Below are 21,278 nucleotides of genomic sequence, written 5' to 3' on the forward strand. Positions count from 1 at the left end.
CCGCTCAATTTTCGCGCAAGGCACCGTTGCACGAGAAGATTCTAGCCATTGGCGGAGACATGCAAAGGACCACTGTTCAATGCACCGACGAACTCGGAGGTTGACATGCTTACCGTGTTGATACCACGCTCGTCTCGAGATGTTGCCCTCAGCGTCGCCATATCGAGTGTGTCAGGTGTGGCGGGGTTAATAGAACCGATTTCCGGCATCTTCCTGGTTGTCCTTATCGCGCACTTTTTCGGCCGGAGCTTCGGGCGTCTGGCCGCTGGGTTCGCCTCGCTTGGAATTGCCGGGGTGGCGTTGACTGCCGGTCACCCCACTCTTGCCTCCTGCTCTACCGCCCGTTCCGTCGTCGCAATCGCGGCGGCATGGATTTGTGCCGAGCTGGCCTCCCGGCGCCCCCGGCAGCTAGACTCAACGGCCGGATTGAAGGATGAGCCGTTCGGCGAGCAACTCCGCCAACTGGACGAGACACTTCAAAGCATTAGCAGTCTCTTTCCCGGTCATGTGTGGACCGCGCTGCCCAATGGTGACATCGGATACCTGAGTCCCAGCCTATGCGAATACACAGGCTTAAAAAAAGCACATCGCTGCGACTCTTTCCGGGCCGCTATCCACCCTGACGACCTGCGGACAAACGACCAATACTGGGGCGCACTCCGGGCCGGAAACGACATGGGAGAATTAGAGCTTCGATTCCGACGTATTGACGGCGAGTACCGGTGGTTTCTCTGCCGTGTCAAAGCGATAAGAAACGACAGTGGACGGCTACTGCGATGGATCGGTGTGAGCTGGGACATACACGACCGGAAGACCGCGGAATCCCTTCTTCGAATCGAAGAAGAAACCTATCGGCGCATTGTGGATAGTGTGCCGGCATGCGTATGTGTCGGCGGACCCAACGGCGAGCTTGTCTACGTGAATAAAGTCGGCGTTGCCGCGCTGGGAAGACCGATGGAGGAAATAGTCGGCGACCGATGGATGGCTTACATTCACCCCGATGACGTGCAGGCCGCACGACAGCAATGGAAAGCGTGCATTGCCGCGCGCGAACCGGTCGACATTGCCGTGAGGATGCGGCAGCACGACGGCGCGTACCGCTGGCAGCGTCTTCTAGCCGAGCCATCCCGCTCGTCGAACGGAGACGTCATCAACTGGTACCTCGTCGGAATAGAAATCGAAGAGACCATCAGGGCTCAACAGGCATTGGCGGCCAGTGAGAGAGAAGCCCGAGAACTCCTCGATCGACTACCGGGCCGCTTCGCTACTCGCACAACCGACGGTTTCGACTTCATCAATAAGCAGATTCTCGAGGAAACGGGAACTACGCTTGAGGGCATACAGAAGCGTGGCTTTCTGAGTTTCGTTCACCCCGATGACCGCGACAGGATAAAGGAAGGGTATTTTCGTTCTGTTCAGGAAAAGAGCGCGCACGATACGACCTATCGATGGGCAGGCCGTGACGGCAATTATCGATGGCACCACTCGCGCTCCGTCCCTTACTTCAACGATAACGGTAGTGTCTACAAGTGGTATTCCGTGACCATCGACATTGATGAGCTTTACAGATCCAAAGAGGTCATCCGTGACCGGGAGGCGCAACTGAATTGGCTGACAGAGAATGTTCCCAGCCTGCTCTGGCGTACGGACTCCCATGGCCGCCTGGAATACGTCAACAAGCGCACCGAAGACTACACCGGGCTACAGTTCGATGATTTGATGGCGACCGGCTGGTTTCAGCTGGTGCACCCGGATGACTCTGCGTCAACCGTTGAAGCCTGGCGGGATTCCATCGAAAGCGGGATACCTTTTGACTGGGTCTATCGGCTCCGCGCGGCCGACAACAGCTATCGATGGTTTCAATGCAAAGGCGCACCTATGCGGGATGCCGACGGCGCCATTGCGAAATGGTACGGTCTTTCGACGGATATCCACGACCGGCAGTTAGCCCAGGAGGCCATTCGCACGGAAGAGCTCAATTTGCGAAGGCTCGTAGACGTATTGCCCGTGATGATCTGGCGCGCCACACCGCAAGGCGATGTCGACCGGTGGAATCGACAAATGCTGACGTTCATGGGCAAGAGCGGGGAAGAATTCGACAGAGAAATGTTACTTAACCTGATCCCGGAAGCTGACCGCCTTCGCGTCCGTTCGCGCTGGCGGCAAGCTGTCCGGGAAGGTGCGTCCTATCAGGACACCTACCAGGTGACTGGCGCCGATGGGAAACTGCGCTGGTATCTCGCTCGCGGCGAACCGTTTCGCGACGAACGCGGGCAGATCCTGCACTGGTACGGCGTATGTACGGACATCAACGACCTCAAGCAAACGGAAGCCGTGCTCGAACAGCGGGAGCACCAGCTACACGAGCTTATCGAGACCATCCCGGCCATGCTCTGGTGCAATGACCCACAAGGCAGGCTCACTTACATCAATCGGAAGACCTCCGAATTTGTTGGCCTGGATATTTCGCAACTCGTCAACCTCGGCTATCAGAAGACCTTCCACCCTGACGACCTGGACAGCGTGCTTCAGGCGTGGACACACTCGATCAAGACCGGCGAACCGTACTGCCATGTTTCCCGGCTTCGCCGAAAAGACGGTGTTTATCGGTGGTATCAGAACACTGCGGAAGCAATGAGAGATTCCGACGGCAACGTTGTTCAATGGTATGGACTCAGTCTTGATATCGACGAACGCAAGCGTGCAGAGGACCGGCTCAGACACACTCAGGCTGAACTCGCGCGTGCAACCCAGATTGCGACGGTCGCAGAACTCTCGGCGTCGATTGCACACGAACTCAATCAGCCTCTCACGTCCGTTATCGCCAATGCGCAGGCTTGCAAACGGTGGCTCGCAGCGTCGCCGCCCAATTTGGGCGAAGCCAGGGTTTCCGTGGAAAGCGTCGTTCGGGATGCCCGTTCCGCGGACGAGACGATGCAAAGCATCCGCGCGCTGTTCAAGCGGCAAGCATTCCAGAAGCGGGAACGGAATCTGAAAGACATGGTCCTCGAAGCCGTGCGGCTGCTACGGGAGGACGAGACCAGGCGCACAGCCGACATCGAGTTCGACTTGCCCGATGGCCTGCCTCCAGTGTTCGTCGACCAGATACAGATTCAGCAGGTTCTTCTTAACCTCATCACGAACGGAATAGAGGCCACGGAAAACTCGGGACGCACTCCCAGGATTCTCATTGCCGCAAGCTCCGTTGACGAGCGGTCGGTACTGCTCGAAGTCATGGATAACGGTTTGGGCATCGTTGACGACGACAGCATATTCGACGCATTCGTCACGACCAAGTGCAAGGGAATGGGCATCGGGCTTGCGGTGTCGCGCTCCATTATCGAAGCTCACGAGGGTCAGCTTATTGCCTCCAATAACGAGGGTTATGGAGCGACCTTCGCCGTCGTCCTCCCCGTCTTGCCTGTCCAGCTTTCCCAACAGGAGGTGGGCGCCAGATAGTGCAGGCTTGACTCCAGTTTCATGTAATAGCGCTCAGACATACGGCCAACTACCATCGAAACCAGGTAGAACATTGGAGCGCCCAGGGCTCGATGACTTCAACGCTGCTATCGCAGTCACCGGTCTGCGCCGGTTACTGTCCCAATACAGCGGTCTCAAACGAATGGATATTTAAAGCAATGATTCGCATTGGAAATCTGACTGTCTTCCCGGACCGGCGAGAGATATTCGTCGAGGGCTCTCCTGTCGAACTCGGCTGCAGAGCGATGGATGTGTTGCTCGTCCTTATCGAAGCAAACGGCGCATTGGTGACAAAGGAGAAGCTGATAGACGAGGTGTGGCCGACCACTGTCGTCGTGGATAACAATCTTCACGTGCACATCTGCGGGATTCGTAAAATGATGGGCGAGGATCGTAAGCTGCTTGTATCTGTACCTGGCCGCGGCTATCGTCTGTTGAGACCGGTTCAGCTACCGCACGCCCCTTCGATTTTCGTCGAATATACTGACTCTAGGCGGGGTGCGCAGTAGTCTTTTCTCTTCGAGCGCGCAACTCGCTGGGCGCGACACGTCCCGCTCAAAATAACTTGTCTGCGCCTGCAAATCCGGCAGCGCTTGTCTCAACGCAGAGGCGGACTGACCACCCGATGCCTTCAGGCGATACTATCGAGCAGGTCCAGCAACGCGTCCCCGTCGACGGGTTTTCTGAAGAAACCTAGTGCGCCTCTTTGCAGATAGTAGTTCTCCGTATGCTCGCCCGGTTTGCCAGTGATAATGATGACGGGCATCGCCGCACCAGAATGAACCACACGCTCGAGCACCTGCAAACCGTCGATGGGCCGCATTCCCAAATCCGTAATAACGCATAACAGACCCAGGTAGCCGTCGGAAAAGAAATCCTGTGCCGATTCGTAGAGCCGTGTTCCATACCCGCCAGAGGCCAGCAGGTTTGCAAGCGAGGTCAGAACCCGTCGATCATCGTCAATCACGGCAATGGTTCGAACCGGAGGCACGAGCATTTCTTTCCTCCGGGACATGGGGTCTCACAAAAGTTTGTCGTTGGCGTCAGGCATCGAACGTGGTCGTCGACCAGATAGACCAGTTCGTTTTCGGATTCCCTGGAACCCCTCTGTGGTCAGGTAAAAAACTCCCCCTAACGTCGGTACAGCCGGTTTGCGATAGCCCCGCTAAATGTGCCTCTCAAGCGGGTGTGTCGATGAGAAATTATAGTCATCGGAATCGTCGTCCGGAAGCGTCGGGAGCCACGTCGTGCATTACATGATTATGCAATGTCACCACCAGGTCTGAAGTTGTAGGCTTATTGTTTCGTCAACCGCCGTCATTGATACCGGCCTTCACTATATGTTCAGCAAGCCAATGGCGTGTTCACCTGGCCTCTGCACGATGAGCAAGTGCGATCGCATCGAGACCCGCCAGCACAAATCGCACAAAATCCTCTGCAAGTGCATCCTTGTCCTTTGCGACAGCGGGCAATAGAGCAGACTGCATCTGCTTCGGCGCGATCATCAGGGCGATGCAGGGCAACACCGTAAACATCAAAGCCCGCTGGACCACGGGCGTGGTCGGGTCCAGTCCCAGCACGTTGCCGATCACCTTGAGCAGGAATGCAGCTTTCGGACGCACCGCTTTCTCGATGAGCACCGGGATAGCTTTCGACGGTGACAGCACTTCACGCAGCATCAGCATAAAGCCCCAAGGCGTGCCTGCGCTCGTCGAAAGACCGACGAGACGGGAAAGGACCGCGCGCAACTGATCCTTGGGATCGTCGAGGCCCGCAGCAAGCGCGGCTAGCTCGTCAAGACCTACGACTTGCCGGTGCGCCTCGACCAGCGCCGCTTCGTAGAGCGCCTCCCTGCTTCCAAAGTGATAGTTCACCGACGCCATCGGTGTGCCCGCGCGCTCGCAAATTTCCTTGCTGGTGGCATCCGCGAAACCACGTTCGGCGAACACCTGGCCCGCAGTTTCGAGCAGGTGCTGACGGGTCGCCGCGCCGTCAGGGCGCGAGGCCCGTTTAGGCTGCGTCGCGGCTGTCTTTTTCGGGCTGGTCGGCATAGTTGAACACTTAAATTCCAGAAATAGTTTGAATTTGAATTCAAATTCGCATAGTATCCATTCTACTTCATCTGCGTCCGGTCCGCGAACGGACGCGCCGGCATGAAATGCTGAGTCACCAAGGCAGCCGGATCGCCCTCGCGGAGACCGCGGATTTGAACTCATCGCGCGCCTCCCCGTCGTGCTGAGTCGGTCCGCCCAGTGTCCCGATCGGGACACCACAGGATTTTTAATTATGGATGACTTACTAAACAAGCACCTCACGGTAGGAGTTTTGTCCAACCCCACGCGAGCGCAACGATTTGCCGGCGCCGCACTTTCCGTGCTGCTCGTCGCCCTGCTATCCGCCTGCTCGCGGCACGAAGCGGCGACTTACCAAGGCTATGTCGAAGGTGAGTTCGTCTACCTCGGCTCCTCGCAAGCCGGCAAGCTTACGGCGTTGTCGGTCTCCCGCGGACAAACAGTCAATACAAACGCCTCGCTATTTTCCCTTGAATCCGACGATGAAACCCACGCACTCGTTCAGGCGCAGCAGCAACTCGCGGCGGCCCGCGCTCAACTCGCCGACATCCGGACCGGCAAGCGCGTGCCCGAAGTCGACGTCAGCCGCGCGCAACTGGCCGAAGCCGTCGCCAGCGCCCGCAAGGCCGCGCTGCAACTGACGCGGGACGAAGCCCAATACCGCGCAGGCGGCATCGCAAAAGCTCAACTCGACGATTCGCGCGCCAACGCCGACTCCACTGCCGCGCAGGTTCGGGAGCTCACCCATCAGGTCGACGTGGCTCGCCTGCCCGCCCGTTCACAACAGATCGTCCAACAGGAGGCGCAAGTAGCCGCCGCCGATGCCGTGGTTGCACAGGCCCAATGGAAGCTCGACCAGAAACGCGTCAGTGCCCCATCAGAAGGTCTTGTCTATGACACGCTCTATCGTCAGGGTGAATGGGTGCCCGCCGGCAGTCCGATCGTCCAGATGCTGCCGCCGCAGAACGTCAAGGTGCGTTTCTTCGTTCCGGAGACAATCGTCGGGCAACTGGCACTCAATCGCGGCGTGAGGCTGCATTGCGACGGCTGCGCGGCTGACGTGCCTGCGAAGATCACCTACGTGTCGAGTCAGGCTGAATACACGCCGCCCGTCATCTATAGCAACGAAAGCCGCGCCAAGCTCGTGTTCATGGTCGAAGCCCACCCGTCGATTGCGGACGCAACGAAGCTTCATCCGGGCCAACCTGTTTCGGTGGTGCTGCAATGAGCGACGATGCCCAACAGTATGTGATCGACGTGCATGACCTGAACAAGCGCTTCGGCAACAAACATGTGGTCAACAACGTCTCGTTGCAGGTCGGCCGTGGCGAAATCTTCGGCTTTCTCGGGCCGAATGGCAGCGGCAAGACGACGTCCATCCGCCTCATGTGTGGATTGCTCACGCCGGATTCGGGCAGCGGCACCTGCCTCGGCTACGACATAGTGCGTGAAAGCGAGCAGATCAAACGCAATGTCGGGTACATGACCCAGCGCTTTTCCTATTGGGAAGACCTGACCATCCGCGAGAATCTCGACTTTGTCGCGCGCATCTACCAGATGCGCAACCGGCGCGAGGCAGTGGATCGCTCGCTAGAATCGCTCGGCCTGCAAACGCGCGCGAACCAGTTGACCGGTTCTCTGTCGGGCGGCTGGAAGCAGCGGCTCGCGCTGGCCGCCTGCATGCTGCACGAGCCGAAACTGCTGCTGCTCGACGAGCCCACCGCGGGCGTGGATCCCACCGCACGGCGCGACTTCTGGGAGGAACTGCATCGCCTTGCCGCCACCGGCATATCAGTACTCGTCAGTACCCACTACATGGATGAAGCGGAACGCTGTCACAAGCTCGCTTATATCGCTTACGGGAAGATGCTCGCCCGCGGCACCTCGAGCGAAGTGATCGAATCACAAGGGCTTTCGACGTGGTCCATCCACGGCGAACACCTGAGCAAGCTATCCGAGCAGCTTCGCACGACACCCGGCGTCGACCAGACCGTCGTGTTCGGTTCCGCGCTGCACGTCAGCGGGCGCGATCATGAAGCGCTCGAAGCCGCGGTGCGGCAAGCGGTTGCCGGAACCTCGCTGCGCATCGAACCGATCGGCACGGGACTCGAGGATGTGTTCATCTATCTGATGAGCCATTCGAAAGACAACTTCGGAACGCCGTCATGAAGAACCGCACCGTCTTCTCTCTGACACGCTGGTGGAGCATCGTCCTCAAGGAGTTTCTCCAGCTGCGGCGTGACCGCGTCACCTTTGCCATGATCGTCGGGCTGCCGATTGTCCAGCTTGCACTGTTCGGCTTCGCAATCAATACCGACCCGAAGCATCTGCCGACGGCCGTCATCATCCACGACCAGAGCGAGTTTTCTCGCAGCTTCGTTGCGGCGATGGCGAACTCCGCTTATTTCGACATCGTCGAAACCTTGCCTGACGAGGAGGCCGGGCGCCGCGCGCTCGCCCAGGGCAAGGTGCAATTCGTGCTCAATGTGCCAGTGGATTTCTCGCGCAAACTGCTGCGTGGCGAGCATCCGTCGCTACTCGTCGAAGCCGACGCGACTGATCCCACCGCAACGAACACCGCCGTCAGCGCGTTGCCGAAACTCGTCCAACCGGTTGCGGACAAAGATCTCACGGGCCCGCTTGCACACCTGAACGGCACGCAGAACGCATTCGACGTGCAGGTTCACAACCTCTACAACCCTGAAGGCGTTACGCAATACAACGTCGTGCCCGGACTAATGGGCGTGATCCTCACCATGACGCTCGTCATGATGACCGGTCTCGCCGTGACCCGCGAACGCGAGCGCGGCACGATGGAAAACCTGCTCGCCACTCCTGTTCTGCCAATCGAAGTGATGACCGGCAAGATCGTGCCCTATGTCGTCATCGGGCTCATTCAGGCGTCGATCATTCTTGCCGCGACGCGCTACGTTTTCCATGTTCCGTTTGTCGGCAGCGCGCTGGCCATCTATCTCACGGCGTTGCTTTTCATTGCGGCGAATCTGACGGTGGGCATCACGCTTTCTTCGCTCGCACAAAACCAGTTGCAGGCGATGCAGCTCACCGTCTTCTACTTCTTGCCCAACATCCTGCTCTCAGGTTTTATGTTCCCTTTCGCGGGCATGCCGGCGTGGGCGCAGTTTATCGGCAACCTCTTGCCGCTGACTTATTTCAACAGGCTGATTCGCGGCATCTTGCTCAAGGGCAATGGCTGGGCCGACCTGTGGCCATCGGTGTGGCCAATGGCTCTGTTTACTGCAATCGTCATGGCCATTGCATTGCGCTTCTACCGGCGCACGCTCGACTAGGAAGACACGATCATGAAGCAACTCGCTTTCCTGTGTTCACTCGTGCTGTGTGGCTGCGCAGTGGGACCGGACTTTCACACACCCGCGGCGCCGGACACGCAAACCTATACGCACAACGCCGAGCCATCTCGCACGGTATCGGCCGGCGGCACAGAGGGTTCCGCGCAAATCTTCACCACGGCGGCCACGCCGCTGCCGATGTGGTGGCGCCAGTTTCACTCGGCGGAACTCGACCGTCTCGTCGAACAGGCGCTCAGCCGAAGCCCCACCCTCGCGCAAGCCCGCGCAAAGCTGATCGAGGCGCGCGAAAACTACAATGCCCAGTCGGGCGCGACACGATTTCCGAGCGTCGACGCGAAGATTTCCGGAACGCGTCAGCAGGTTGATCTCGCGGCCTTCGGCATTCCGCATGTCGAGAACCCCGGGCCGTTTTCGCTATTCAATGCGTCGCTGACGGTGGCCTACACATTCGATGTTTTCGGCGGCAATCGCCGGGCACTCGAAGCCACGTTGGCGCAGGTCGACTATGAGGCATTCCAACTCGATGCAGCGCGCTTGTCCATTGCGGGCAATGTGGTATCGACGGCAGTGCAGCGCGCTTCTTTGCAGCAACAGGTCTTGCTGACGCAGCGTCTTGCCGATGCACAGGCGCAGCAACTCGGCATCATGGAGGCACGCTTTGCCGCCGGTGGTGTGTCGCAACTCGACGTGAACAGCCAGCGCACGCTGCTCGCGCAAACGCGCGCGTCGCTGCCGCCGCTCGCTACGCAGCTCGCGCGGGCGGATCACCAGCTTGCAATCCTGGTGGGCGATGTGCCGTCCAAAGCGGATTTCGATCAACTCGCGCTGGACTCGCTTCACCTTCCGACTGAGATACCCGTTACGCTGCCATCGACACTTGCACGGCAACGTCCTGACATTCGCGCCTCTGAAGCGCTACTGCACCAGGCCAGCGCAAACGTGGGCGTCGCGACAGCGAATCTGTATCCCCAGTTTTCGCTATCGGCAGGAATCGGCTCTGAACGCACGAGTATTCAGGACATTGTGAATGGCCTGAACATCTGGAATATCGGCCTGAATCTGACGCAGCCGATTTTTCATGGCGGCGAACTGCATGCGAAAAAACGTGCAGCGCAGGCGGCCTATGACGCTGCGTTTGCGAGCTATCAGCAAACCGTACTTGAGGCGCTGCAGCAGGTTGCGGACGCGCTGACGGCAGTGCATAACGATGCGCACGAGTTGCATGCGCGAGACGACGCCGCCCAGCAGGCTCGAGCGAACCTCGAGATTGCGCGCGTGCAGTATTCAGCGGGTGGCGTCAGCCAGTTCAGCCTGCTCGACACCCAACGTCAAGCGCTGCAGACCGCTCTCGATCAGACGCATGCGCAGGCGGCACGGCTGAGCGACACGGCCGCGTTATTTCAGTCACTGGGCAGCGGCGAGGCCGACTTGACGTTAGGAAGCGCGCCGTAACTGCGAAAGACCGCCTTGTGTGGCCGCATATATCATGAAGTGATATATAATAGAACCGAAAACCCGCGCCAGAATCCGGCGCGTGGCCTCGTCCCACGTGATTTCGCTCCCTCAAATTCCGATTCGACCTTGTCCCGCTACGCGCTCATCCGCTGGCTCGCCAGCTTCGCCCCCCATCCCATTGCCGTCCGGTGGCCGGAGCGCCTGAGATCGTGTCTCGGCGCCTTGCTTGGGATTGCGTTCACCGGGGGGACCATGCACGTCCTTCTCGGGCCGGCGGCAAACATTCCCCTCCTCGTCGCGCCAATGGGCGCTTCGGCCGTGTTGCTGTTCGCGGTTCCCGCCAGTCCGCTGGCGCAACCGTGGTCGATTATCGGCGGCAATATCGTCTCCGCTACAGTGGGCGTGGCCTGTGCGAGCTGGATCGCCGATCCAGTGGGCGCGGCCGCTTTGGCCGTCGCGCTGGCGATCTGTGCGATGTTTGCGCTGCGCTGCGTTCACCCGCCGTCGGGCGCGGTCGCGCTCACCGCGGTCCTCGGCGGCCCGGCGGTGCACGCGCTGGGCTACCGCTTTGTGGCCGAACCGATTGCGATCCAGTCGGTGACGCTGCTGTGCGGTGCCATCATCTACCACGCTGCTACCGGGCATCGATACCCCCACGTCGCTCAGACGAGTTCGGTCAAAGGCGCGGGAGCATCGGCTTCGGCGTCGAATGAAGGTTTCACGCGCGCGGACCTCGAAGCGGTGCTGAACCGGCGCGGCGAATTGCTCGATATCGACACGGACGATCTGGAATCCCTGCTGCGCGATGTTCAGTTGCAGGCCTATGCCCGCACGTTCAATGAACTGACCTGCGCGGACATCATGTCGCGGTCGCTCGTCGCCGTATCGGCAACCACGCGAGCTTCTGCCGCATGGAGTCTGCTGAAACAGCGCCACATCAAGGCACTTCCGGTCACTGACGAGAGACAGCACGTGATCGGCATCGTGACCCGCACCGACCTCGTCGACAAACGCGCGTTCGGCAAAGCGCCCGGCCTGTCCTCCCCAATGCAACGGTGGTTCAGGCGCAGCGTCACCCCGGCGCCGCTGGTCGGCGCCCTGATGAACGTCGACGTTCGTACAGTCGATGCAACGACGCCGATCGTCGAGCTGGTGCCCGTGTTCGCGAACTACGGGCACCACCATATCCCGGTTCTGGACTCGAAACAGCGGCTTGCCGGAATGATCACGCAGGCCGATCTCATCGCGGGACTGTATCGCCAGGCTTACGCCAAGCAGCAAACCGCAGCATAGCCACTCTCATCCACCCCAAGGTTGAACCCGGAGATACATATCACATCATGATATAATCAGCGTTTTACCTCTTTCTCCACGGCACTCCGATGAAAACACTCACGCGCGGCTTGACCAAGGCGAACTTCGAGCAACTGTCCGAGTTTCGCTACCAGATGCGCCGCTTCGAGCGCTTTTCTGAACAGGCCGCTCAGGGCGAAGGCATCACGCCGTTGCAGTATTTGCTGCTCCTGCATATCAAGGGTTATCCGGAGCGCGACTGGGCGACTGTCGGCGAACTTGCGGAACGGTTGCAGGCGCAGCATCACGGCGTGGTCGCGCTCGTGTCCCGCTGCGAGGCGCTCGATCTGGTACGCAGAAAAGTCAGCGAAACGGACCGCCGCCAAGTCGAGGTTCATCTGTTGAAAGCGGGCGAGCAGGTGCTCGCCCGTCTCGCGGAGATGCACCGTGCCGAGCTGAAGTCGCTCAAAGGCGCGTTTAACGTCCCCCAGATCGATATTTGAGTCACCATGAGTCTCGATACCCATAAGCGCGATTTCTCCATCAACGCGCGGCTTCCTGGCATTTCCGCGCTCGCCGCGGGGATCGGCGCTCTCAGCACGCTCGCGGCGTTCGTGCTGCTGAGCCTGATTCATCTGTTCACCAATCTGTTTTTCTTCCAGCAATTTTCGTTTGCGGACCGCTCACCTGCCGTCAACACGTTGGGTGTGTGGGTGGTGATCATTCCCGTGATCGGCGGCCTGATCGTGGGTTTGATGGCGCGCTACGGCTCGGAGAAGATTCGCGGACACGGCATTCCCGAAGCGATTGAAGCCATCCTGTTCGGCAAGAGCCGCATGTCGCCGAAGGTGGCGATTCTCAAGCCGCTGTCGTCCGGCATCGTGATCGGCAGCGGCGGCCCGTTCGGCGCGGAAGGACCGATCATCATGACAGGCGGCGCACTGGGGTCGCTGATCGCGCAGTGCGTGAAGGTCACGTCCGCGGAACGCAAGACGCTGCTGGTAGCCGGCGCGGCGGCGGGCATGACGGCGGTCTTCGGCACGCCGGTGGCGGCCGTGCTGCTGGCGGTCGAGTTGCTGCTGTTCGAATGGCGTCCGCGCAGTTTTCTGCCGGTCGCGCTTGCGTGTGCCGTCGCGGGATCTGCACGCGCGGCATTCTTCGGCACCGGGCCGCTGTTTCCGCTCGAAACCGCGCCGCCCGGCGCGCTGTCGCTGCTGTCCTGCGTCATCGCGGGTCTGCTTTCCGGCGCACTCGCCTCGGGTTTGTCGGCCACGCTCTATAAAGTCGAGGACCTGTTCGGCAAGCTGCCCATTCACTGGATGTGGTGGCCCGCGCTCGGCGGACTCGTCGTCGGCATCGGCGGCTTTCTCGAACCGCGTGCGCTGGGCGTCGGTTACGACGTGATCGGCGACCTGTTGCATCAGCACATTGCAATCCAGATCGCGCTGGCGATCCTCATCGTAAAGGCTGTCATCTGGGTCGTCGCGCTGGGCTCGGGTACCTCGGGCGGCGTCCTTGCTCCGTTGCTCATGCTGGGCGCGGGACTCGGCGTCCTGCTCGGCCACGTGCTGCCCGGCGGCGAGCCAGCGCTGTGGCCGCTCGTCTGCATGGCGGCCACGCTCGGCGCCACTTTGGGCGCGCCGTTGACCGCCATCGTGTTTGCATTCGGCCTCACGCACGACAGCAACGCACTGCTGCCGCTGCTCGCTGCGACGCTGATCGCGCACGGGTTCGCAACAGTCGTCATGAAGCGTTCCATCATGACCGAGAAAATTGCCCGGCGTGGTTATCACATTTACCGGGAATACGGTGTCGATCCACTCGAACGCCATCATGTCGACGAGGTGATGTCGCGCGCAGTCAAGACGATCGATGGCGACATGTCCGTGGCAGAAACGCTGGCAACGTACTTCGGCGCGACGCAGACACATCGCGCCTATCCGGTCGTGCGTCGAGGCGCGCTGGTGGGCGTCGTCGATCGCGCGGTACTGGAGACAATCCGCGATGGCGAAGCGCAAAATGCGCTCGAATCGCGACTCGCCGACGTACTGCGTCACCGTTCACCCGCTTTTGCATTGCCCGGCGAGACCTGCCGCCTCGTTGCAACGCGGCTTGCGGTACACGGTCTCGAACGGTTGCCCGTGGTCGCGGATTCCGCAACGATGCAACTGGTCGGCATTGTGTCGCGCAGCGATCTGGTCAAGCCGTCCCTCGCGCACTTCGACGAAGAGCACAAGAAAGAGCGGTTCCGGCGCTTGCGAGTGCACACCGGCAAGCGGCACTTCCCACCGGTTCCGTAAACCGCTAGCGCTGTAAGCGATTCTTCCGTGCCCTTTCGGGGGGCACGCTTGCCTGCCTTTTCCCCGCTGTTTTACCGCACCCCCTCCCCGCACGACATCGCCCCGGCGCCGCGAAGCCACATCGCGCTCTTCATGGCTATTTCGCCAGCGTTCCAAAGACACGCGCATCGCAAGCCACAACTGGGAACGGGGCTCGCACACGTGACATCCAACACCATATTGACGATCGAATCAACCGCCGATCACGTGCGGCGCCGACCCGGTCTCGCCATCATTATTCAGGAGACGCAAGATGAAGATGATCAGCGCAGCACTGTTCACCGCACTCACGTTGACCGGCCTTCCGTGCTGGGCACAGAGCGCCGGTCCCACCGATCCGCAGATCGCAGCCATCGTCGTAACGGCCAATCAGGTGGATATCGACGCAGGCAAGCTCGCGGAATCAAAAACGAAGTCGAAGGATGTCAAAGCGTTCGCGCAACGCATGGTCACCGATCACAGCGGCGTCAACAAGGCCGCCACCGACCTGGTGCACAAACTGGGCGTGACGCCGGAAGACAATCCGACGAGCCAGAGTCTCAAGCAAGGCGGCGATACGAACCTCGCCAATCTGAAGTCGCTCAAAGGCGCGCCATTCGACCGGGCGTATATCGACCACGAGGTCACCTATCACGAGAACGTTCTCGACGCGCTGGACAAGACGTTGATTCCAGACGCGCAGAACGCGGAACTGAAGGCGCTGCTCGTCAAGGTACGGCCGGCCTTTGTCGCGCATCTCGAGCACGCCAGGCATTTGCAGGCGGCGCTGGGCAAGAGCGGTGAGTAATGCGACGGTTCGCGCGGCCGGAAAGCGCTGGGGCAACGGACGTACGAGTGGTGTCGTCCACGCCGGTGCTTTCCTTGCGATCGTTGCGACATCACTAGCCGGCGTTTCCAACGCTGCGGCAAAAACCTATCTGATCGTGATCGAGCAGATGCGTTTCGATCCGCCGGTGCTCACGGTGCACCGCGGAGATCGTGTGATGTGGGTCAACAAGGATCTGTTTCCCCACACGGCGAGCGCCATGTCGAAAGCGTTCGATTCACGCAAAATCGCGCCAAATGCATCGTGGACGTATGTGGCGCGGGAGACCGGCAGCTATCCGTATCTGTGCACCCTCCACGCCACGATGCATGGCACAGTGATCGTGCAATGACGGATGCACAATGCGTGGAGGCAACCTGGCGAGGCAGTCATGACGGACATCGCTGAAGCACATTCAACCCTTGCCGCGGACGACGACCGCGAGACAGTCCGCCGCATCGTCGCGGGAGATCGATCTGCGTTCGAACTGCTGATGCGCCGGCACAACCGGCGTTTGTATCGTCTGGCGCGTGTCACGCTGCGCGACGCAGCGGAAGCCGAAGACGCGCTGCAAGCGGCGTATCTGTCGGCCTACCGATCGATCGCCCGATTTCGTGGCGATGCCACGCTTCTCACCTGGCTGTCCCGTCTGGTGCTCAACGAATGCTATGGGCGCCTGCGCCGGGAGGCTCGGCGTCAGAACGTGATTCCGATGGTGGACGCCAACACTCACGTCGATATCGATGCCATGATCGCGCAAGATTCCGATTCCCCAGAGAAAGCGACCGCGCGCGCCGAATTGCGAACGCTGCTCGAGCGCAAGCTGGACGAGTTGCCGGAGGCCTTTCGCGTTGTGTTCGTACTGCGTTCAGTCGAGGAAATGAGCGTCGAGGAGACCGCGCAATGTCTCGACATCCCGGAAGCGACGGTGCGCAGCCGGCATTTCCGCGCAAGGAGCCTGCTGCGCGAATCATTGGCGCACGAGATCGATCTCGCCGAGCGCGACGTCTTCGAATTCGGTGGTCCGCATTGCGACCGGGTGGTCGCCAACGTACTACGCCGGCTAGCCGATGAGGATGATCAACCGTTCACGTCTGGTTGAGTTTTTGTTTGTACGCAGTTGGCAGATGGAGAGGCATCGCCGATGCGCCGCCGATACTGCAGACCTGCCGGTCCATGCTGCACAAGGCACGCACGGGCACTCCATCCGTGCGCTGCCGCACGGACTTCCGCACCGATTGATTTTGCACCGATACCGAATTCCATACCGCCGCGCTCAGCGCCAAACCAGAGCCAGGCAGCACACTCGTGCTGAGTTGCGTTGAAGAGACTGACGCGGGCAAATAACCGCCTCACTTTTGCGGACGAACCCGCACGGCGTTCTGCGCCATCCACCTGAGCCGCTCGCAGTCCACCTTCACCCGCGATGCGAATTCCGCGGGATCGTGCAACCGCATGGCGTTCATCTGAATACCTTCCTTCTCGCCGCGGCGCCAGCCGGTCTGCCATTGCAGGTCGAAGTTGCTGGCGTCATGCAACACCTTGCGCAGGCGCTCCTTGTACGCGCCGATACGCTCGGGCGAGGTCCCGCAGAATTCCTGGGCGAAATGAGCCCGCTCACCCGCGGCTTGCGCGCTGCCGTTCGCGGTTTCCTCGTTTGCTACGCCCGGCAGCGGCCATGCCACCAACAGCAACGACATGGATGCCACCGGCAACATCATTCGATAGCAGTACTGCCATTTCCTCATGTCCGACTCCTCTTCGTCCACGGCGGCGCCCCCGTCCAATCAGTCCCGGCACGGCCGCATGGCCCAGGGATACCCCCTACGTTTTCCGCCATTTCACGCCGATCTGTCTTGATTCGACTGCAGGATGGCGGTTTCGCGCGCTATGTCAGTGTATTGCGTTGACAATACACGGTGTTACGCTCAACAAAGCAGCCTTCGCGGCAGTGAGCCGCCGTTCAGCGGCAAAATCAGCAGCCATAGAACATACCGCGAAGCGCGAATGCCTACGAGAGGCGAAACATCGCTGCGGGAGCGACTGCGATGCAAATCAAAACATATACCGTACTGACGCTATTGGTGTTTAGCAGTGCTGCTTTCGCATGGCAGCCACTCACCTATCCAATTCGAAGTCAAAGCCCTTATCAGCGCAGCGTCGATACGGCTATGTGCTACGCGGCGGCAAACAAACAGACCAAGGTCAACATCGCCCGCGAGCCGCAGACTCCACCGCGCAAGCCGGCTGCCACCAAGACTTCGTCGACCGGCGTGCCGTCGCGGCCGCCCTTGCCGCCCAGCACCTTCTCGTCCGCGCCGATCGGCGCGAGCATGCCGGCCGCCGCCGCGCCGGGCGCGAGTGCGCCCGCCGCGACTACGGCGGCGACGGCGAAGGGTGCTTCAGCGCCCACGGCGGCGAGCGCGACTTCGACGGGGACCACGACCACGGCCGCCACGGCCGCCACGGCGGCATCGGCGACGAGCGCGGACAACAGCGCCTCGGAAACGGCGGCTGCGAGTGGAGCGCAGATGGCTGCGGCATCCAGCGTGAAGCTGCCGCCTCTGCCGGCGCCCGAGCCGCCAATGACACAGTATTGGGCCGCGTATGGCGCGTGCATGCAAGCACGGGGTTACGTCGTCGCACAGTAACCCTGCTTGCAAGCCTCGTTACGGTGCCTTGTTTTTTTCTGATTGTGGCGCCGGCATTCGACGCCCCTTTGCGACACGGCGATGCTTAGCGACTTTACTTCCGATCAGCACGATCCCCTCCGATGCGGGCACTGCGGTGTCCCGCTAGCCGGTCGCTTCACGCCCTGTCCTTCGTGCCATCGGCGGCCGGTCGATTCGTTCGGCGCGCGTTCGGCGCCGCCTCCCTCGCTCAAAGTCCCGCTGAAGGATCCATTGGACGATCCGCAGCCGCTCGTCGACAGCCGTCTGCCGACTCGCAAGATCTGGAACCCGTCCTCACGCGCGCTGGTCAATCCTTACGAGTTCATCGAGGAGCCCGTGGTTGCCGTGTCCGCCTATCAGCGACTGCGCCAGCCGCTCGTGCTGGGCGCGTCGGTGCTGGTGGTGACCTCTGCGGTGTACCTGGGGTTCATCCACAGCAACGACTCGGATGTCGGCACGCCTATCGCGGTTTCCGGCAAGGTGCAGACGCAAAATGTCCCGCCGCTCGTCGTCATTCCACAGAAGCCCACGGCCGCTGTCGCGCAGCGTTCCGCGCCTGCCACCCCGCAAAAACCCGCGACTATCGTCGCCCAGAAGCCTGCAGCCGTCGTCACCCAGAAACCCGCCAGCATCGCCGCCCAGAAGCCCGCCACCGTCATCGCGCAGAAGCCCGCGGCCGCGCCCCCTGCCGCCGCACCAAAGCCCGCGGCCAGCGTCGCTGCACAGCGCGCCACGACCGTCGCCGCCGCGCGGTCCGCGCCCGTGCGTTCGCCGCCAATTCCGCCACCGGCCGCTTCGCCACCGCTTTCGCGCCGTGTCGCATCCGTTGGACCCGACGCGAAGCGCAACCCAGGCGGCCAGTCAGGCAACCCGCCGGATCAACCACGCGCGGATGTGTCGCGGCATCTCAAAGCCGCCCGTGCCAATCTGCAGCAGAACAATCTGTCGGCGACCCGAGCGCGCCTCGCAGCGGCCATCGCCGCGCAACCGGACAATCGCGACGCGCTAAACATGCGCTCGACAGTGAGTCAACGCGAACAGCAACGCGACGCGCTGCTGAGCCTCGCGCGAGGCTGCGGATATATCGCTCGATGGACGTGCGTCTCGCACAACGCCGGCACGGCACTGCAGATCGATTCGAGCAGCAAGGAAGCACAGCGTCTCGTGACGCTTGCAGTGCGCGAAACCGAACTGCAGATGCCGCCGCCCGCGGAACCCGCACCCGAGCCGGCGCCCGACATGCGTGATGTGATCAACCATCATTGATACCCCGAGTCCGCTCGCAGCGGGCCATGAACGGCTGGCAACAAGAACAGGTGCGCGCTGCGCCCTAACGGGCCGGCACGGCCAGACTCACCTGACGCGCGATCGCGCGATAGCGGTCAGCGGTATCCCGGAGCGTCAAGCCGACCAGCGAGCGTTCCGCCCGCGCCTGCCCTAGCGCAACGATCACCGCCTCGGCATAGCACTGCACATTGCCCGTATCGACCAGCTGGACGCCGGGAAATCCGCTCGCGAAAGCGAAGGCCGGAATCTTGCTCGCCACGATCGGCACGCCGGAAGCCAGCGCCTCGAGAAAAGCCACGCTGTGCGCCTCGGATTGCGACGGCATGACGAACACGTTCGATTCCGACAGCACGGTGGCGACATCGGTACGTGGACCCGCCACCGCGACGCGCTCCGCGATGCCCAGCGTCTTCGCCAGCGCGATGACCGCGCGCTGATAGTCGGGGTCTTCGATCACGCCGTACAACACGAGCCGGGCGTCTTTCTCGTGTTTGAGCACTTCGCTGAACGCCCGCACGGTCAGGAGTTGATTTTTCACTGCCGCGTACCGGCCGATCTGCACCACCTGCGGCGCGCGGCCGTCGCGCTTCACGCCGTCGGTGAAGGCGAAGCGCGCGATGTCCACGCCGTTCGGCACCACGGTCATCGACGGATGCGGCCCGATGGCCTGCACGTAGTCCGTCACGCCCTGCTCCGACACGCCGATCACCATCCGGGCGCGTCCCGACAGGACATGTTCGACACGCCTGAACAGCGGGCGCTCGAAGTCGTTGGTCGCCGAATGCATGACATAGACCACCGGCACACGCAGCGGCAATGCGCGCGCGTAAAACGACGGAATGGTCGCGTGCGCAAAGATCACATCCGGATGAAAACGCCGCACCGCGCCGAACAGATGGCACAACTTGACGAACGTACGATGACGCCGCTCGGGAAAGAAGCACTGCACGCCGTGGCTTTCCAGGTCGTTCCGCAAGGGCGCGAAATCGGCATGCGCCGGCAACAGCGAAGCCACGCACACCGCCATGCCTTCCGCACACTGATCGAGCGCGAGGTCCTTGGCCAGGACTTCAGCTCCCGACAGACGCGGCGCAAGCACCAGGTGAAAGACGCGCATCATGGCGTCCTGGCCGTCAACGTCCTGAACAGCATCCACGCGGCGGCGCAGCCAAGGCCGAGCGTCATGGACCAGGCAATGCCGGTCACGCCCCAATAGTGCACAGCGGGCGGCGCGCTCAACACCAGCACCACGACCTGGATCGCCGACGCATGCACGGTCGCCTTCGCGTCGCCCACCGCGCGCAGATAGGCCACGAGCACCGCGATCAACGCGCCGATCGCCATATTGATCACGAGGATCCTGAAGAGCGGCACGGCCGGCAGCCATGCCGCGCCGAGAATCAGCGAGAAGAGCGGCTCGGCGATCAGCCTCAGCACCGCGACGAAAGCCGCGAGCCCGATCGCGATCACCAGCAGATAGATCTTGATGATGCGCGACGCCGACTCCGGACTGCGGCGATGATGCGCCGCGAAGGTCGGGAAGAGGTATTGCGACATGGCGATCGCGGCGTCGGCGAGCAGCATCTGCGCGAGCCGTGATGACATCTGGTAGCTGCCCAGTTGCGCCGGCCCGAGCAGTTTGCCGACCACGACCTTGTCGAACTGGTTGAGCAGCAGATTGATCACGCTGCTTGCCCAGATCCAGCGGCTGAAGCCCACATAGTGGCCGATGCCCGACCACACCGCGCGGATCGGCGGACGCGGTTTCATGGTCGCCCAGGTCAGCGTGCTTTTCAGGCATTCGCCGGCCACGAGGCCGATCAGCACCGAAGACGCGCCGGCGCCGAAATACGCGAGCGCGAGTCCCGCCGTGCAATCGACGAACGACGCCGCCACTTCCACACCGGCGATGTGCTGGAAGCGCCGCTCGCGCTGCACCACGTAATAAGCAGGCGACGCCAGACCGCGCAGCAACGGCAGCAGCGCCGCGAGCTGGATCAGGATCAGCGAGCCGTCCAGATGGAACTGACTGCTCAGCAACGGGGCGAGCGCGACCAGCAGCAGCGAAATCAGCACGCCGCGCGCCGTCAATGTCGTCCACACCGCGCCGAGTTGCGAGCGCGACGGCGGATGTTCGCCTTGAATGACCGCTTGCGCGAGGCCGGTGTCGGACAGCGCCTCGGCAATCGCCACCGCGAGCAAAGCCACGCTCACGCTGCCGATCGCCGCCGGCCCAAGCATCCGGCCAATCGCAAGAAATTTGATCGCTACAAGTCCACGCACGGCGAACTGCTGCAGCAGGACCCACGTCGCCGCGCTCGCGCCGAAGCTGCCCGCCATCGAGAACGCCGGAAGCCTGATCGCCCGCAAGCTGTCTCTCCGTCGAATCGGAGCGCCGTTGAATCGACCGCGCAGAGCGATTTCAAGCATCGCTCTGCGAACGCCGCCGGCGCATAATTTGTTAGGTTGCACCAGCAAGCTGGCGAAGTTTTTTCATCGAACTCTATGCACGACCATACCGCGAGACAATCGCCTACAACCGCCAT

The 21,278-nt window shown here is 61.5% G+C and carries 19 protein-coding genes; 14 read left to right on the forward strand and 5 right to left on the reverse strand.

Annotated elements, in window-relative coordinates; translation table 11 throughout:
* Positions 1-105: 105 nt before the first annotated feature.
* A complete protein-coding gene (locus tag PQR32_RS09605; RefSeq protein ID WP_408224970.1) occupies positions 106-3,459 on the forward strand; it encodes a PAS domain-containing sensor histidine kinase in 3,354 nt (1,117 codons plus the stop codon).
* A 92-nt stretch (positions 3,460-3,551) separates the two neighbouring features.
* Positions 3,552-3,989 carry a winged helix-turn-helix domain-containing protein gene (locus PQR32_RS09610; RefSeq protein ID WP_408224973.1) on the forward strand — a complete coding sequence of 146 codons (438 nt, stop codon included), beginning with the start codon at positions 3,552-3,554 and terminating at the stop codon, positions 3,987-3,989.
* A 122-nt stretch (positions 3,990-4,111) separates the two neighbouring features.
* Here PQR32_RS09610 and PQR32_RS09615 read toward each other — a convergent pair whose 3' ends face one another.
* Both PQR32_RS09615 and PQR32_RS09620 read right to left on the reverse strand, forming a co-directional pair.
* Positions 4,112-4,477: a response regulator gene (locus PQR32_RS09615; protein ID WP_408224976.1), complete on the reverse strand. Its 366-nt coding sequence runs from the start codon at positions 4,475-4,477 to the stop codon at positions 4,112-4,114.
* A gap of 367 nt (positions 4,478-4,844) precedes the next feature.
* The gene (locus tag PQR32_RS09620) at positions 4,845-5,531 is read right to left on the reverse strand and encodes a TetR/AcrR family transcriptional regulator (RefSeq protein WP_408225171.1); all 687 of its coding nucleotides are present in this window, start codon (positions 5,529-5,531) and stop codon (positions 4,845-4,847) included.
* A gap of 235 nt (positions 5,532-5,766) precedes the next feature.
* Here PQR32_RS09620 and PQR32_RS09625 point away from each other — a divergent pair, with 235 nt between their 5' ends.
* The 10 genes from PQR32_RS09625 to PQR32_RS09670 all read left to right on the forward strand — a co-directional run bounded on the left by PQR32_RS09625 (position 5,767) and on the right by PQR32_RS09670 (position 15,875).
* On the forward strand, positions 5,767-6,780 hold the full coding sequence (locus PQR32_RS09625; RefSeq protein ID WP_408224979.1) for an HlyD family secretion protein: 1,014 nt from the start codon (positions 5,767-5,769) through the stop codon (positions 6,778-6,780).
* On the forward strand, positions 6,777-7,721 hold the full coding sequence (locus PQR32_RS09630) for an ABC transporter ATP-binding protein (RefSeq protein WP_408224982.1): 945 nt from the start codon (positions 6,777-6,779) through the stop codon (positions 7,719-7,721). The genes PQR32_RS09625 and PQR32_RS09630 overlap by 4 nt, the downstream gene beginning before the upstream one ends.
* Positions 7,718-8,860, forward strand: coding sequence for an ABC transporter permease (locus PQR32_RS09635; RefSeq protein ID WP_408224985.1), 1,143 nt, complete (start codon positions 7,718-7,720; stop codon positions 8,858-8,860). Before PQR32_RS09630 ends, PQR32_RS09635 begins: the two co-directional genes overlap by 4 nt.
* A 12-nt stretch (positions 8,861-8,872) precedes the next feature.
* On the forward strand, positions 8,873-10,333 hold the full coding sequence (locus PQR32_RS09640; protein ID WP_408224988.1) for an efflux transporter outer membrane subunit: 1,461 nt from the start codon (positions 8,873-8,875) through the stop codon (positions 10,331-10,333).
* A 129-nt stretch (positions 10,334-10,462) separates the two neighbouring features.
* The gene (locus PQR32_RS09645; RefSeq protein ID WP_408224991.1) at positions 10,463-11,629 is read left to right on the forward strand and encodes an HPP family protein; all 1,167 of its coding nucleotides are present in this window, start codon (positions 10,463-10,465) and stop codon (positions 11,627-11,629) included.
* Positions 11,630-11,718: 89 nt separating this feature from the next.
* Positions 11,719-12,132, forward strand: coding sequence for a MarR family winged helix-turn-helix transcriptional regulator (locus tag PQR32_RS09650; RefSeq protein WP_012431895.1), 414 nt, complete (start codon positions 11,719-11,721; stop codon positions 12,130-12,132).
* 6 nt (positions 12,133-12,138) lie between these two features.
* Entirely contained in the window at positions 12,139-13,929 is a 1,791-nt protein-coding gene (locus PQR32_RS09655) for a chloride channel protein (RefSeq protein ID WP_408224994.1), read from the forward strand.
* Between the two features lie 292 nt (positions 13,930-14,221).
* Positions 14,222-14,755 carry a DUF4142 domain-containing protein gene (locus PQR32_RS09660; RefSeq protein ID WP_408224997.1) on the forward strand — a complete coding sequence of 178 codons (534 nt, stop codon included), beginning with the start codon at positions 14,222-14,224 and terminating at the stop codon, positions 14,753-14,755.
* 79 nt (positions 14,756-14,834) lie between these two features.
* Positions 14,835-15,125: a cupredoxin domain-containing protein gene (locus PQR32_RS09665; RefSeq protein ID WP_408225174.1), complete on the forward strand. Its 291-nt coding sequence runs from the start codon at positions 14,835-14,837 to the stop codon at positions 15,123-15,125.
* A 39-nt stretch (positions 15,126-15,164) separates the two neighbouring features.
* Positions 15,165-15,875 (forward strand): RNA polymerase sigma factor, encoded by a 711-nt coding sequence (locus PQR32_RS09670; RefSeq protein WP_408225000.1) that lies wholly within the window; start codon positions 15,165-15,167, stop codon positions 15,873-15,875.
* A 250-nt stretch (positions 15,876-16,125) separates the two neighbouring features.
* On the opposite strand, the gene PQR32_RS09675 is transcribed toward PQR32_RS09670, so the two are convergent.
* Complete coding sequence (locus PQR32_RS09675) at positions 16,126-16,521, reverse strand: hypothetical protein (RefSeq protein WP_408225003.1); 396 nt, start codon at positions 16,519-16,521, stop codon at positions 16,126-16,128.
* Positions 16,522-16,821: 300 nt separating this feature from the next.
* Between PQR32_RS09675 and PQR32_RS09680 the strand changes: the two genes are divergently transcribed.
* Positions 16,822-17,424 (forward strand): hypothetical protein, encoded by a 603-nt coding sequence (locus PQR32_RS09680; protein WP_408225006.1) that lies wholly within the window; start codon positions 16,822-16,824, stop codon positions 17,422-17,424.
* 252 nt (positions 17,425-17,676) lie between these two features.
* Positions 17,677-18,711: a hypothetical protein gene (locus PQR32_RS09685; RefSeq protein WP_408225009.1), complete on the forward strand. Its 1,035-nt coding sequence runs from the start codon at positions 17,677-17,679 to the stop codon at positions 18,709-18,711.
* 64 nt (positions 18,712-18,775) lie between these two features.
* Here the strand turns inward: PQR32_RS09685 and PQR32_RS09690 are convergent, their stop codons facing one another.
* Together PQR32_RS09690 and PQR32_RS09695 are read right to left on the reverse strand one after the other, a co-directional pair.
* Positions 18,776-19,849, reverse strand: a complete 1,074-nt coding sequence (locus PQR32_RS09690) for a glycosyltransferase (protein ID WP_408225177.1) — start codon at positions 19,847-19,849, stop codon at positions 18,776-18,778.
* Positions 19,849-21,102: an oligosaccharide flippase family protein gene (locus tag PQR32_RS09695; RefSeq protein WP_408225012.1), complete on the reverse strand. Its 1,254-nt coding sequence runs from the start codon at positions 21,100-21,102 to the stop codon at positions 19,849-19,851. Before PQR32_RS09695 ends, PQR32_RS09690 begins: the two co-directional genes overlap by 1 nt.
* Positions 21,103-21,278: the final 176 nt, after the last annotated feature.

Origin of the sequence: Paraburkholderia dipogonis (genome assembly GCF_046027395.1) — a bacterium.
GTDB lineage: Bacteria > Pseudomonadota > Gammaproteobacteria > Burkholderiales > Burkholderiaceae > Paraburkholderia > Paraburkholderia dipogonis_A.